We start from the raw sequence: 13,762 nt of genomic DNA on the forward strand, positions 1-13,762 counted from the left end.
GTCCCAAGGGTATGGCTGTTCGCCATTTAAAGTGGTACGCGAGCTGGGTTTAGAACGTCGTGAGACAGTTCGGTCCCTATCTGCCGTGGACGTTTGAGATTTGAGAGGGGCTGCTCCTAGTACGAGAGGACCGGAGTGGACGAACCTCTGGTGTTCCGGTTGTCACGCCAGTGGCATTGCCGGGTAGCTATGTTCGGAATAGATAACCGCTGAAAGCATCTAAGCGGGAAACTAGCCTCAAGATGAGATCTCACTGGGACCTTGAGTCCCCTGAAGGGCCGTCGAAGACTACGACGTTGATAGGTTGGGTGTGTAAGCGCTGTGAGGCGTTGAGCTAACCAATACTAATTGCCCGTGAGGCTTGACCATATAACACCCAAGCAATTTGCGAACTCGAGAGAGACCAGATTGCGGTGTGTGAAGACGAAACGAACCGAAAGTTCGAGATGCTCACAAAACACCAAGCTGTCACATACCCAATTTGCTGAAGCGAGGCCAACCGGCCACGACTCAGTACCCGAATTTCTTGACGACCATAGAGCGTTGGAACCACCTGATCCCATCCCGAACTCAGAAGTGAAACGATGCATCGCCGATGGTAGTGTGGGGTTTCCCCATGTGAGAGTAGGTCATCGTCAAGATTAAATTCCAAAACCCCTATCTGCGCATGCAGATAGGGGTTTTGTTTTTGCCTGTAGGAAAATCTCGATGACTCGCGCACAAATTGGCACAGTTATTTTTGATTCGGGGCACTAGAATAGAGCCAACTTTTTCGGAGTCAGAGCGTTATATGCCAGATCCGGTTGACGCCTCAAGGCTGTCAGAATTACCGCTGAACGATTTGGTGGCATGCCACGAGTGCGACTTGCTGATGCGCAAGCCCGAGCTTGACCATGGCGAGAAAGCCCTGTGCCCGCGATGTGGATACGAGCTCTATGCCCATCGATACAACGTTGTTCAGCGTAGTCTCGCCCTGGTGATTGCAGCACTGCTGCTGTATATCCCGGCGAACTTTTTACCCATCATGCAACTCAATCTGCTTGGGCAATCGTCGCAAGACACTGTCTGGAGCGGGGTTGTCGCGCTTTTCGATACAGGCATGCAAAGCGTTTCAGTCATTGTGTTCCTGTGCAGCATGGCGATTCCGCTGCTCAAGTTGCTGTGCCAACTGATCGTGTTGCTGAGTATCCGTTTTGACATCGGACGCAGCTATGGCTTGCTGCTCTACAGGATTTACCATCATTTGCGGGACTGGGGGATGCTCGAGGTTTACCTCATGGGCGTACTGGTTGCGATCGTCAAGCTGGCAGATATGGCAGCAATGACCATCGGCCTGGGCCTGGCGTGCTTCATTGGATTGTTGTTGGTTCAGGTCTGGCTGGAGGTCGTGATGTCTCCTCACCAGATCTGGCAGGCTTTATCAGGAGAGGATGCCCATGCGGGCGATTGATGCTGGCATTCTGATTTGCGCGGAATGCCATGAATTGAACAAGCAGGAAGCTGATACCGACGAACAGATCTGCACTCGCTGCGGCGCGCTGGTGCATGCCCGCCGTCCGAACAGTGTGGCGCGGACCTGGGCGTTGCTGATCACCGCCGCCATTCTTTACATACCGGCCAATCTGCTGCCGATCATGACCGTGAGTTCCCTGGGCAAGGGGGATCCGAGCACCATCATGTCCGGGGTGATCGAGTTGGTTCAGCACGGCATGATTCCTATCGCTGCGGTGGTGTTTATCGCCAGCATCATGGTGCCCACGTTCAAGCTGGTGGGTATCGCACTGTTGCTGTTTTCCGTGCAGCGCCACCAGCCACTCTCTGCTCGCCAGCGAATATGGATGTACCGCTTTATCGAGTTCATCGGCCGCTGGTCGATGCTCGATATCTTTGTGATCGCCATCCTGGTGGCGCTCGTGAATTTTGGACGGCTAGCCACCATCGAGGCCAATCTTGGCGCCATCGCGTTCGCCAGCGTGGTGATTCTGACGATGCTTGCCGCAGTAACTTTCGATCCCCGACTGATTTGGGATAACACGGAGTCGGACGACGACCATGACTGATTTGCCTGTAGCGAAAACCCGACCGGCCTCGAACTGGTCCGCCATCTGGATATTGCCCCTGATCGCCTTGATCATTGGCGGCTGGCTTGGCTGGCGTGCCTACAACGAAACCGGCATCGAGATTCAGGTACGTTTCGAAAGCGGTGAAGGCATCCAGGCCAACAAGACTGAAGTCGTCTACAAAGGCATGTCGGTCGGCAAGGTGAAGACCCTCAAGCTTGATGATGAAGGCAGCTCCAAAGGGGTGATCGCGAGCGTCGAGATGAACAAGGACGTAGAGCAATACCTGCGCACCAGCACGCGCTTCTGGCTGGTCAAGCCGAGCGTGACGCTGGCCGGTATCACCGGGCTGGAGACGCTGGTCTCGGGCAACTATGTTGCGATCAGTCCGGGAGAGGGTGAGCCTACCCGCAAGTTCAAGGCCCTGGCCGAGGAGCCGCCGCTATCCGACGCCCAGCCAGGCCTGCACCTGACGATCAAGGCCGATCGCCTGGGCTCGCTGAACCGTGGCAGCCCGGTGTTCTACAAGCAGATCAAGGTCGGGCAGATCAAGAGCTACGTGCTTTCCGAAGATCAGAGTACGGTTGAACTCAAGGTCTTCATCGAGCCGACCTACGCCAAGCTGGTGCGCAAACATACACGCTTCTGGAACGCCAGCGGCATCAGCATCGATGCCAACCTGTCCGGTGTGAAAGTACGCAGTGAGTCCTTGGCCAGTATTGTCGCTGGCGGTATTGCGTTTGCAACGCCTGAAAACCGCAAGGACAGCCCGCCGACCGATCCGAGCCTGCCGTTCCGTCTGTATGAAGACTTCGACGCCGCTGCCGCCGGGATCAAGGTCAAGGTCAAGCTGACCGACTTCGAAGGCTTGCAGGCTGGCCGCACGCCGGTGATGTACAAAGGCATTCAGGTCGGCACCCTCAAGGCGCTCAAGGTCGATGCCGATTTGTCTGGTGCCAGCGCCGAGTTGACGCTTGACCCGCTCGCCGAGGATTACCTGGTCGATGGCACCCAGTTCTGGGTGGTCAAGCCGTCGATCTCCCTGGCGGGCATTACCGGTCTTGAAGCATTGGTCAAGGGTAACTACATTGCCGTGCGTCCGGGGGACAAAGGCGCCGCGCCGCAACGCGAGTTTGTCGCTCGGCCGAAGGCGCCGCCGCTGGATCTGCGTTCACCGGGCCTGCACCTGGTGTTGTTCACCGATAACCTCGGCTCGCTGGAAGTGGGAAGCCCGATTCTCTACAAGCAGGTCAAGGTGGGCTCGGTACAGAGTTATCAGTTTTCGCGCAAAAAGAAACAGCTGGTGATTGGCGTCCATATCGAGAAGGAATACGAAGATCTGGTCAACGCCTCGACGCGCTTCTGGAATGCCAGCGGCATCACGCTGACGGGCGGGCTGACCGGCGGGATCCAGGTCAAGAGCGAATCGCTGCAAAGCCTGATGGCCGGTGGCATCGCCTTTGAAACACCGGAGGCCAATGCGCCATTGCAGAAGCGCATCCCGCGCTTCCGCCTGTTCGCCAACCATGAGCAAGCCAACCAGAAAGGCACGGTGATCACGATCAAGGTCGACCGTGCCGATGGCCTGCGCGCCGGCACACCGGTCCGCTTCAAGGGCCTGGATGTCGGCAAGATCGAAGACGTTGACCTGAGTGACGATCTGCAGTCGGTCCTGCTGACCGCCCGGATCGATGAAGTCCCGGAGCGCATCGCTCGCGTCGGCAGTCAGTTCTGGGTGGTCAAGCCGGAGCTCGGGTTGATCAAGACCTCGAACCTGGAAACGCTGGTGACCGGGCAATACATCGAGGTGCAACCGGCAGCGAAGAATCTGGGGCCGCAGAAAAACTTCGTGGCGCTGGCCAGTCCGCCGGAAGCGGCCAGGCAGGAAACCGGTTTGAGCCTGGTATTGAGCGCCCCTCGCCGTGGTTCGCTGAAGGCTGGGGTACCGGTGACGTATCGCGAAATCACCGTGGGCAAGGTCACGGGTTACGAGCTGGGCCAGACAGCCGATCGTGTGCTGATCCGCATCCTGATCGAGCCGAAGTACGCGCCATTGGTGCGCAGCGGCACGCGCTTCTGGAACACCAGCGGTTTTGATTTTGATGTTGGTCTGTTCCGAGGGGCGACGGTGCGCACCGAGTCGCTGGAAACCATGATCCAGGGCGGTGTGGCCTTCGCTACGCCAGACGGTGAGCGCATGGGCAGCCCGGCACGGCCAGAGCAGACGTTTGCGCTGTTCGACAAGTTCGAAGAAGAATGGCTGACCTGGGCGCCGAAGATTCCGCTCGGTAAATAACCCTGAGCTGATCAGGCGTCTGTGATGACGCCTTCGCGGGCAAGCCCGCTCCCACAATGGACCGGTGTACATAAATCCATTGTGGGAGCGGGCTTGCTCCGCGCGGCGTTCCGACGAAGGGGCCCTAAGAGCACTGAAAGCCCCACAAAAAAGGCCGCTATCCATTGGATCGCGGCCTTTTTCGTATCTAGCGGGTCAACTCAAACCGCATCCAGCTCCGGCTGATCCGCTTCAACATTCACAGGCGTCTTCACCGATTCGTGACGGCGGATGTACTTCCAGTCCTCTTCGTCGATATAGATGCCAGCCGGGCCGCTGCCACCTTCCAGGTCGATGGCGACACTGGCGCAGACCTGCGGTTTCACACTCGCCAGGATAGGCACGAAGCCCAGTTGCAGACTGGTCTCCAGCAGCGCCGCCTGGTTCTTCTCGTCGATATCCGCTGCCTCGTCGAGGTAGTACGGCAAGCGCACACGCCCGGCCAGGTCGCGGTCCATCAAGTGCAGCAACAAATACATGTTGGTCAGCGCCTTGATGGTCATGGTGGTGCCGTTCGAGGCCGCGCCGTCGATGTCGGTGTGGATAACCGGTTGACCGTTGACCTTGGTGATCTCGAACGCCAGTTCGAACAAGTCCTTGAGGCCGAGCTGGTTGTGGTTTGCCGCCACCAGCCGCGCCAGGTATTCCTTGGCCTCTTCGTTCTTGTTGTCCTGCTCGGCGCTCTGGCTGAGGTCGAAGACCGACAGGGTCTCGCCCTCTTCGTACTGGCCGGCGCTGTGGATGATCTGATCGATGTGCTTGAGTGCTTCCTTGTTCGGCGCCAGCACGATACGGAAGCTTTGCAGGTTGGACACCTGGCGCTTGTTGATCTCGCGGTTGAACAGCGCCAGCTGGTGCTCGAGGCTGTCGTAGTCGCTGCGGATGTTGCGCAGGGTCCGGGCGATGTCGGTCACCGCCGCACGACGGGCCTTGCCCAGGGTCAGGGCTTCGTCGGTACGGTGCGCATAAGCGTTGATCAGCAGTGACAGACGACGCTCCATATCGTCTTCGCTGTCGAACTTGGCGACGCCCTTGAGACGCACCTGGGCGTACAGCGCCTCGATTTGGCCATCGGCGCGCAGCAGGCCCTGCCAGCTGTCCTGATAGTCGTTGAACAGCGGCAGGAGGTTATCCATCGAATCGTCGACCGGATCCATGAACGGCGTGCCGAATGGCAGATCCGCCGGCAACAACTGACGGCGGCGCAGAGCGTCGTCGAGGGTGCGTTGCTTGGCTTCCATGTCACCGATCTGGCGGCCGACCAATTGCAGCTTCGCCGACAGTTGCTGGACACGTTCGGTGAAGGCATCGCTGGAGCGCTTCAATTCGTCTTGTGCGGCTTCCATCTGCGCCAGCTGTTCGAGCTTGTCGCCTTCCTCGGCGGTCAGGGTTTGCGCGCGACGGAAATCTTCCAGGGCTTTCTGCGCATCCAGCACTTGCTGGTACAGCGCTTCGGTCTGGGTCTTGCTCGCCGCGCGGTCGGCGGCCACGGCTTGCTGGGTTTTCAGTTGCTTGAGTTCTTTGTCCAGGCGCTCTTTCTGGTCGCGCAGCGCGGCGCGGTCAGCCAGGGCCTGCAACGCCGGTGGTTCGATGTGCGAGATGTCGATGGAAAGGCCCGGCACTTCGAAGCGTTCGCCTTTGAAGCCGTCGAGGATCAGCTCCACGGACTTCACCCAGTCGCCGTTCTCGTCGAGGGTGATGCCGTGTTCGCCCAATGGCAGGCTGAATAGCGCACTGTTGAACAAGCGCATCAGGCGTTCGACGTCCTGTTGCGAGAACTCTTCACGCAGGCGGGCGTAGCTGTTGTTGTCGGCGTGATCGAGTTGCTGCTTGACCGACTTCAGGCGTTTTTCCAGATCGCGCAGACGCTCTTCGAGGTCTTCGGCGCTGAACTGTCGGGACTGTGCCAGCGCACCGGCCAGTTCGTCGTGGGCGTCCTTGGCGGCCAGCAGTTGTTGCTCCAGCACCTTGACGTCATCGATCAGCGCGAAGCGATGCTTGAGCATCGACAGCTCGCCGAGCCAGCGTTGGATGCCGGTGATTTCCCGCTCCAGACGCATCAGTTCCTGGGTGCCGCCACGTTGATCGTTCTGCAGGGCGTCCTGCTCGTTGCGGTAGTGCTCGGCCTGAATGGTCAGCTCTTCCTTGCGCGCACTGGCGTAGTCCGACCAGGTGCCCAGCAAGGAGTCGAGCAACGGTGAGATCCGGTGCAGCTTGCCGCGCAGGATGTCGCGCTGTTTCACGCCGTTGGCCAGGGCTTCGACCAATGGGCCGGCGGCCACCAGCGAGTTGTAGTCCTGTTCCATGCGTCGTACATCACGGAAGGCTTCTTCGCACGCGGCGATATAATCGACGCTACCGGAGCGCAAGCTGTGCTCGAAGGCATCGAGGAACAGTTGCTTGAGCTTGGCCGCGGTGATTTCACGCATGTGCAGCAGGTTGATGAACAGGGCGCGGAAGGTCTTCAGGCTCTGTTCGCTGGTGGAGCGCAGCGGGATCAGCGTGAGGTCTAGCGGGATCGAGGTGTGGCCACCGACCAGCAGGCGCCGCAGTTCATCGGGCTTGAGTTCGTAGGCTTTCAGGCCTTCGCGCTCAAGGTTGCTGAACAGTTCTTTCTGGCGCAGGCAGGTGTCGTTTTTCTGGTAGTGCGCCAGGTCCAGTTGGCCGGCATAGGCGAAGAACTGGTGACCGAAGCCGCCACCCGGGCCGCGCCCGACCACGCCGATCACGTGAGGACCGTGGGGCAGGTTCACCTCTACCAGGATGTAGCTGGTGTCGGAGGCGAAGTAAAAGCGCCGGGACTGCTCCAGGCTGTACTTGCCGAAGCTCATGTCCGACATGCGCGCCAGGATCGGGAACTGCAACGCGTTGATCGAAGCGGATTTACCGAGGTTGTTCGCGCCGTAGACTGACAGTGGCTCTTCCAGCGGAAACAGGCCGAGGCTGTAGCCGGCGGTGTTCAAAAGGGCAAAGCGGCGGATGCCGTAGCGTTCCTTGCTCATGCGTCGAGCTCCTGTTCTTCGGCAATGGCGCGGGCCAGGGCGTCTTCTTCGCTTTCGTCTACAAATTCGGCGAGGTCAAGCGGGTCGTCGGTCTGCAGCAGTTTTTCGTCGCTGTCTTCGTCGATCAGCACCGGGACCGGCAGCGGCAATACACTGTGCAGGCTGGCCGCCAGGTCACGGTCCTGCTGCACCGACAGGCACACATCGAGGAAGCGGTGCATCGGCGGCAGGAAGCGGTATACGCCGTTTTCTTCGCCGGCGAAGCCGAGCTGGGTCATGCGCCGCATGATCTTTTCTTCCAGCTCGTCCTGGGTCTGCACTTCGGCCTGGATGAACAGGTCGCGGTACTTTTCCAACAGCGATGGCAGTTCATCGCGTCCGAGGCTGCCACCGTCGAGCACGGCGATCGGATCGCGGCCCTGGTCAGCCAGGTGCTCGACGAGGATGAAGGTGAACAGCGCCAGGCGCTGGGCGGTCTTGTTCACCGCCGCGGCGGCCCCGTCCGGCACGAAGTAGTAGAAACCACGGGTGTCGCAAACCAGTTCAAAGCCCAGGGCCTTGAACAGCGTGCGGTACTGGTCCTGGAAGTTCGACAACTGTGCGTACAGCTCCGGATCGCGGCGGCTGACGTGGTAGCCCTTGAACAGCTCGCGAAAGATCGGTGCCAGCTGGGACAGTTCGGAAAGATCAAGATGCATAAGGGGTGCTCGCAGAATTCTCGACGGCGTCATCACCGATCGAGAGCAGGGCGAAGGAGCGCAGGCTGACCTGATGCTCATGTGTGTGGTAATCGCGTCGTTCCAGGCGCTCGCGCTTGAAGCGTTTTTCCCGGGACAGGCGCGAGAACCAGTACAGCAATTCGTCGGTGGCACCGTCCGGCTCCTGCTCCAGCAGCCAGGTCATCAGGTCCGGCATCGGCAGGGCGTCTTCGCAGCGTTCGAGCATTTCGCGAACCGTGCGGGGCGCGCGCGGCGCTTCGCCCTTCTGAGTCTTGTGGGCCTTGGGGAAGCGCGCCGGTTTCGGTTCGAAGCGGGCCAGGGCATAGACGTAGGCCTCGACCTGACTGGCGCTGCCGAGGAAGGTGCTCTGCGGCCGCGTGAACAAAGGCATCGCCGCCTGGGGTACGGCATCGATGCCTTTGCGACGGATGGCCGCCAACGCCAGTGCCGCGCCACGGGTGACGGCGTTGTGGCGACGGGCTTCTTCGCGCAGCGGCAACAGCAGTTCGCGCGCGTGACGCAGGGTCAACTGCGCGCTGGTCTGCATTTCGAGGATGCGCGCGTGGGTGCGCAGCAGCATGTCGTCGTCGACCAGATGGCCGAGGCGTTGCTGCTCGGAGAGCATCTTCAACAGTACCGTTTCGACCTTGCGCACGCCTTGCTCGAAGGCGCCGTCGGCGTTCACCAGATCGATCATCGGCTCGACGTATTCGTCCCAGGTCGCCAGCACCTCGGCGTAACGCTGGCGCAAGGGAATCTGTCGGTCGCTGGTTTTCGCCCTTTCGGCGACGGCCACCAGTGCCTGTTCGTCGTTATCGAGTTTTTTCAGTACATCGCGAACCCGCATGTCGAGCAGGCGTAGCTGGCGGGCCAGGTCGTTGCCGTCGCGGATGTCGAAGGCGTCCTGGATATAGCCTGCCAGGCGCTCGAGATGGCGCAGGTAGGCTTCGATTTCCAGGCACAGGCCCAAACGGTGTTCACGGCGCAGGTAGGCGAGGAAGTCGTGAATTTGCGCGTTGAGCTCGAATCGGTTCGGGCTTTTCGCCACAGGAACCAGGATATCGAGGCGAATCCACACATCCAGCAGGCTGGTGATGTCCTGCGGCGTACTGTCGAGTTGCTGGGCGGCCAGTTGCGTGCGCAATTCGTTGAGGCTCAGTGTGCCTTGGTCGAAATGCTCACACAGAGGCTCCAGAAGTGCCCAGTGTTCAGCGAGGGCGCGCAAGACGCGCTTGGGTTCGATCATCGGAATGGCCAGCTGGTTGGCGATTAAAAGCGGCGATTGTACTGCATCGAGGGCGTATCGAATCACTTGCGGGACGGGCTGTTACCTTTTTTCATAGGTGGAAACACTATCGGTGAAGTCAATTGATCAAAGCGGGCGATCTTCAGCGAAGGGCGGTAGAATCGGCGCACTTTAGTTATCCACAAGTGGCCGACCTTTGCTTATCGAGTCCCGTCGTCGCGCTTATTTGAACGCCATGCAGGTGGTCAATTGGCTGCCGCGCACCGAATTGCCCTTTGCCGCTCCTTCGCGGCCCGAGCTGCTGGAGCCACCCGAGGCGCTGGTCGTTGCGTCCGTGGCACCGGTGCCGGTGGTCGAAGCGCCCACCACGCTCGCTACGCCTGCGGTGAAGCCAGCCGAACGGGTGAAAATCGAGGTGCCGCGGCCATCGCTGGCGAGCACGCGCAACGGCGCTACACCGGCGGCCGAGGAGGTGCCGGTCGTCGCCAGGGTCGCGCCGGTGCCGCCACCGCGCTTTGCCCTGCAACTGCTGCGCGCCGGCCGCTGCCTGCTGCTGGTGGAGTTACCCACAGGTGAATCGTTCCAGGCCCGCGACCCCGCTTATCTGCTGCTCAAGGACATGCTGCGTGCCGCCGGTCTGCCGGACAGCCCACAGATCGTCGGTGAGCCGGTACGCTGGCCGCTGCTGGTGCGCGGGACCATGGACCAGGGACCGGATGCGGCCCGTGATTTCGTGCAAGGTTTCCTTTCGGTGCGCATGGAAGAGGCGCCATGTGCCTGCCTCTGGCTGATCGGTCTGCCCGCCGTGCGATTTGCCGGTGAGGCTGACGCCGATGCGTTCAACCGCGAACTGCAGATCGAAGGTCTGGGCTCGGCCTGGGCAATACCGGGCCTGGAATTGTTAATGGAAGAGCCACAGCGCAAGGCCGCCGTGTGGCAAGCCATGCGTCGGCTGATGGCGCGCTGGAATGAATCGAATGAGTGACGCTGTATCGTTCCGCCCGATGACCGAGGCGGACCTGGAAACTGTTCTGAAGATCGAATACGCGGCCTACAGCCACCCTTGGACCCGCGGGATCTTTCTCGATGGCCTGGGCAAGTACCAGATCTGGCTGATGTTCGAAGGTCAGCAGCAGGTGGGCCATGGAGTGGTGCAGATCATTCTTGACGAGGCGCATCTGCTCAACATCACCGTCAAGCCGGAAAACCAGGGCCGAGGCCTGGGTTTGACGTTGCTTGAGCATTTGATGTCGATTGCCTATAAGGCCGACGCCCGGGAATGCTTCCTGGAAGTGCGCGACAGTAATACCGCGGCGTTCAAGTTGTATGAGCGTTATGGCTTCAATGAGATCGGCCGGCGACGGGATTACTACCCGGCAGTGGGCGGGCGCGAAGACGCGGTAGTCATGGCCTGCACCCTGGTCGATTGAACATCGCGAGCTGGCTTACTCCTCCATTATGGGAGCGAGCCTGCTCGCGAAGGCAATATTCCAGGATTCCAGGCGCTGGAGATCAACGCTTTTTATCCAGCGGATCACGCTGCGCCATCTCCGCTTCATCCAGTCCATTGCCACCGCCAATGTCGTCTTCATCGACAATGCTCAAGTCCCAATCGGCCTGATCACCGTCACCAGCTTCCTGGGCATCCCGGGCACCGTCTTCACGAATCAGCGTTTCCGGGCTCATGTCGTCGTCGGTGGGCTCATGGTCATCGGTCGATGCGCCCGTCATGCCGGCCTCACGCACGCGCTCGTCAGGCATCAGCTTCTCGCGTTCCCTTTGCGGCAATTCATCGCCGATTTTTGCGCTGGGTTCGTCCGCATCAAAATCCAGTTCATGTACCGAGCCCATGCGGTCTTCGTTATCATCGATGGGTTCCGGTTGCACCGCATCGTACGGACGTCGTGAATCAGTCATGGCAATTCCTCATACTGTTAGCCTTACTAGGGTGGACCCACTGGGTTGCAGAGAATTCAACCGGCATGGAGCGCCAAAGGCAGGTATCAGCGTGGCAACTGCATAACGCGCGTGACCCCGACGGGCGGTTGTCTGTCAAAGCAGCGCACCATTACCGAGGCTTCATTGCATGAACGAATTACAAGATCTGATTGATAACAACGAGCGCTGGGCCGACGCGATCACCAAAGAAGATCCTGACTTCTTCGCCAAGCTGGCTCGTCAACAAACCCCAGAGTACCTGTGGATCGGCTGCTCCGATGCGCGGGTGCCGGCCAACGAGATCGTCGGCATGCTGCCGGGCGACCTGTTCGTGCACCGTAACGTGGCCAACGTGGTGCTGCACACAGACCTCAACTGCCTGTCGGTGATCCAGTACGCGGTGGACGTGCTCAAGGTCAAGCACATCCTCGTGACCGGTCACTATGGTTGTGGCGGTGTGCGCGCCTCGATGCAGGATCGCCAGTTCGGCCTGATCGACGGTTGGCTGCGTTCGATTCGCGATCTCTATTACGAGAAACGTGAAGAGCTGGCCAAGCTGGCCACCGAAGAGGAGCAGGTCGACCGCCTCTGTGAGCTCAACGTGATCCAGCAGGTGGCCAACGTCGCCCATACCAGCATTGTGCAAAATGCCTGGCATCGCGGGCAGAGCCTGTCGATCCACGGCTGCATCTATGGCATCAAGGACGGTCGCTGGAAGAGCCTGAACACCACCATCAGCGGTTTCGAGCAATTGCCGCCGCAGTACCGGTTGCGTCCGGTCGAGACAAAATAAAGCCCTGCGCCGACGCCGGTGTTGCAAAACACCGGCGTCGGCGACCGCCGTTCATCGGTTTACAGCGGCGGCGCGGGTATCGCCGGGGCTGGCGCTGGCGCCTTGAGCAGTTTGAGCTGGGGCTTGATCGATGCGCTTGCACATTTGCCCACGGCTTGTGCGGACGTCAGCTTGCGGATCGAGGAGTAGAACAGCTCACAGGTTTTATCGGCCTGGGCCACTTGCCAGGTCTGGGTGCAGCTTTTCAGCTCGACGTCAGGATTGCTGTCCGGTTCACGGCCCATGGCGGCCTGCCAGCACGCGACACTCAAATCCTGGGCCATGGTTTTCAGGCCCGCGGTATCGGCCTGGGTCTGGGCATCTTTACCTATGTAGCTGGCCGGATCGGCGACGTGCCAGATGTAGCTCGGATGGTTGGCGCCCAACACCGGCACCTTTACCCCATCGACCGGGCTGATCGTCACCAGGCTCAAGACGTTGATGGTGGGCCCGTATTGCTGCTTGACCCAGTTACGCACCGGTACCCCGAAGGCAACCATGGGCAAGGCCATGCCGCTGGCGTGCCGGGTGACCTGTTTGACCATGGCGGTCTGGTAGTCCGTGAAGTAGTCGTAGACGCCCGCCAGGTCCTTGCCGGCGTTCGACGGCGCGGCAATCGGGGCGATATCGATGATCGTCTGGTAGCCCGGCGTCTGCTCGGCCGGGATGCCATTGATGGTCAGCAGCGTGGCCCAGCGATCCGAGGTGGCCGATTTCAGGTAGTCCTGGGCTTGGGTCAGCGAATAGTCAGGCGGAAAGTGCAGCAGTTCGACGCTTCTGCGGTTCTCCAGCGCCATGCCCAACGGCAGGAAAAAATGCCAGCTATAGCCCCACTTGCCGTCGGCGTTCAGTTTGCTGGCGCCGTTGTACGCCAGGTCGCCGGCGTCGAGCAGTGCCGCCAAGGGCTTTTCATAGCCATTGGGAACCCCCGTGATTTCGGCATGCAGTTGACCGTTATCGGTTTTCACCAGCACCTTCGCCTCGCCATAGCCATCGCGCTGCACGCTTTGGTTCAGGTAATGCTCGACGGTCTGCTCCAGTGTCCAGTTGCGAAAGCAGATCACGTTGCAGTTGTTGGGGTAGGCGAAGAGGCGGGTAACGCGTTCGGTACTGCCCAGTTTCAGGGCGACATCGGCGTAGGCAGCGGTACTCAGGGTGAGGGCCGCGAGGGTTAGGCCTGCGAGTTTCAGCATGCTCAGATCCTTTTCAGCGTTGGGGCCTTGGACGGGCCATACATACGGTGTAGCAAACGTAGCGTCAGTCACGCAGTGTTTGTCACTCCCGGGCACTGCTAGACCGGCCAATATTGCACTCCTCAAAGGTGAATCATGAAGCCCTCTGCCGCGCTTGATTTGCAACGAGCGGCCGTTCGGGAGGCTGTAGGCCGCTTCAGGACGTCCAACCCCCGGGTCCCCAACAAGGGGCAACCAACATCATGGATCGCTACGCGCAATTCACCCTGGCAAATCCGCAAGTGCCATGGCCCAGTATGCGAGCTATGCGCAACCGAATAGCCCATGGTTATTTTGATATCAACCTTGAGGTGGTGCGGGAAACCGTGCAAGCAGCATTACCTGATTTGCTGAAAGCTCTACCCGCCGGCCAATCCTGACTGCACCTGCCTTGCTGC

Annotated in this window: 12 protein-coding genes and 2 rRNA genes; 9 read left to right on the forward strand and 5 right to left on the reverse strand. The window is 60.0% G+C overall.

Features of this window, described 5'->3' with window-relative positions; genetic code table 11:
• From BKX96_RS18495 to BKX96_RS18515, 5 genes are all read left to right on the forward strand, one after another.
• A 23S ribosomal RNA gene (locus tag BKX96_RS18495) occupies positions 1-369 on the forward strand; the annotation flags it as partial.
• Between the two features lie 156 nt (positions 370-525).
• Positions 526-641: ribosomal RNA gene (gene rrf / locus BKX96_RS18500) — 5S ribosomal RNA — on the forward strand.
• Positions 642-790: 149 nt separating this feature from the next.
• A complete protein-coding gene (locus BKX96_RS18505) occupies positions 791-1,450 on the forward strand; it encodes a paraquat-inducible protein A (protein WP_046818934.1) in 660 nt (219 codons plus the stop codon).
• Positions 1,437-2,060: a paraquat-inducible protein A gene (locus BKX96_RS18510; RefSeq protein ID WP_077185155.1), complete on the forward strand. Its 624-nt coding sequence runs from the start codon at positions 1,437-1,439 to the stop codon at positions 2,058-2,060. Before BKX96_RS18505 ends, BKX96_RS18510 begins: the two co-directional genes overlap by 14 nt.
• Entirely contained in the window at positions 2,053-4,356 is a 2,304-nt protein-coding gene (locus BKX96_RS18515; protein WP_077185157.1) for a PqiB family protein, read from the forward strand. The genes BKX96_RS18510 and BKX96_RS18515 overlap by 8 nt, the downstream gene beginning before the upstream one ends.
• A gap of 200 nt (positions 4,357-4,556) precedes the next feature.
• On the opposite strand, the gene mksF is transcribed toward BKX96_RS18515, so the two are convergent.
• Genes mksF through mksB form a run of 3 tightly spaced genes read right to left on the reverse strand, consistent with a single transcriptional unit; the run spans position 4,557 to position 9,362 of the window.
• The gene (gene mksF / locus BKX96_RS18520; RefSeq protein WP_077185159.1) at positions 4,557-7,397 is read right to left on the reverse strand and encodes an Mks condensin complex protein MksF; all 2,841 of its coding nucleotides are present in this window, start codon (positions 7,395-7,397) and stop codon (positions 4,557-4,559) included.
• Positions 7,394-8,095, reverse strand: coding sequence for an Mks condensin complex protein MksE (mksE, locus tag BKX96_RS18525; RefSeq protein WP_046818938.1), 702 nt, complete (start codon positions 8,093-8,095; stop codon positions 7,394-7,396). Before mksE ends, mksF begins: the two co-directional genes overlap by 4 nt.
• Positions 8,085-9,362 (reverse strand): Mks condensin complex protein MksB, encoded by a 1,278-nt coding sequence (gene mksB, locus BKX96_RS18530; protein ID WP_162488919.1) that lies wholly within the window; start codon positions 9,360-9,362, stop codon positions 8,085-8,087. The genes mksE and mksB overlap by 11 nt, the downstream gene beginning before the upstream one ends.
• A gap of 235 nt (positions 9,363-9,597) precedes the next feature.
• Between mksB and BKX96_RS18535 the strand changes: the two genes are divergently transcribed.
• Together BKX96_RS18535 and rimI are read left to right on the forward strand one after the other, a co-directional pair.
• Positions 9,598-10,347: an energy transducer TonB gene (locus tag BKX96_RS18535; RefSeq protein ID WP_077185161.1), complete on the forward strand. Its 750-nt coding sequence runs from the start codon at positions 9,598-9,600 to the stop codon at positions 10,345-10,347.
• Positions 10,340-10,792: a ribosomal protein S18-alanine N-acetyltransferase gene (rimI, locus tag BKX96_RS18540; RefSeq protein WP_007978046.1), complete on the forward strand. Its 453-nt coding sequence runs from the start codon at positions 10,340-10,342 to the stop codon at positions 10,790-10,792. The genes BKX96_RS18535 and rimI overlap by 8 nt, the downstream gene beginning before the upstream one ends.
• 82 nt (positions 10,793-10,874) lie before the next feature.
• Here the strand turns inward: rimI and BKX96_RS18545 are convergent, their stop codons facing one another.
• Entirely contained in the window at positions 10,875-11,279 is a 405-nt protein-coding gene (locus BKX96_RS18545; protein ID WP_077185163.1) for a serine kinase/phosphatase, read from the reverse strand.
• Between the two features lie 169 nt (positions 11,280-11,448).
• Between BKX96_RS18545 and can the strand changes: the two genes are divergently transcribed.
• The gene (can, locus tag BKX96_RS18550) at positions 11,449-12,093 is read left to right on the forward strand and encodes a carbonate dehydratase (RefSeq protein ID WP_046818942.1); all 645 of its coding nucleotides are present in this window, start codon (positions 11,449-11,451) and stop codon (positions 12,091-12,093) included.
• Between the two features lie 59 nt (positions 12,094-12,152).
• On the opposite strand, the gene BKX96_RS18555 is transcribed toward can, so the two are convergent.
• Complete coding sequence (locus tag BKX96_RS18555) at positions 12,153-13,325, reverse strand: hypothetical protein (protein WP_077185165.1); 1,173 nt, start codon at positions 13,323-13,325, stop codon at positions 12,153-12,155.
• Positions 13,326-13,567: 242 nt separating this feature from the next.
• Between BKX96_RS18555 and BKX96_RS18565 the strand changes: the two genes are divergently transcribed.
• Positions 13,568-13,744 (forward strand): HepT-like ribonuclease domain-containing protein, encoded by a 177-nt coding sequence (locus tag BKX96_RS18565; protein WP_077185167.1) that lies wholly within the window; start codon positions 13,568-13,570, stop codon positions 13,742-13,744.
• Positions 13,745-13,762 lie beyond the last annotated feature (18 nt).

Origin of the sequence: Pseudomonas putida (genome assembly GCF_001976065.1) — a bacterium.
Classification (GTDB): Bacteria; Pseudomonadota; Gammaproteobacteria; order Pseudomonadales; family Pseudomonadaceae; genus Aquipseudomonas; species Aquipseudomonas serbica.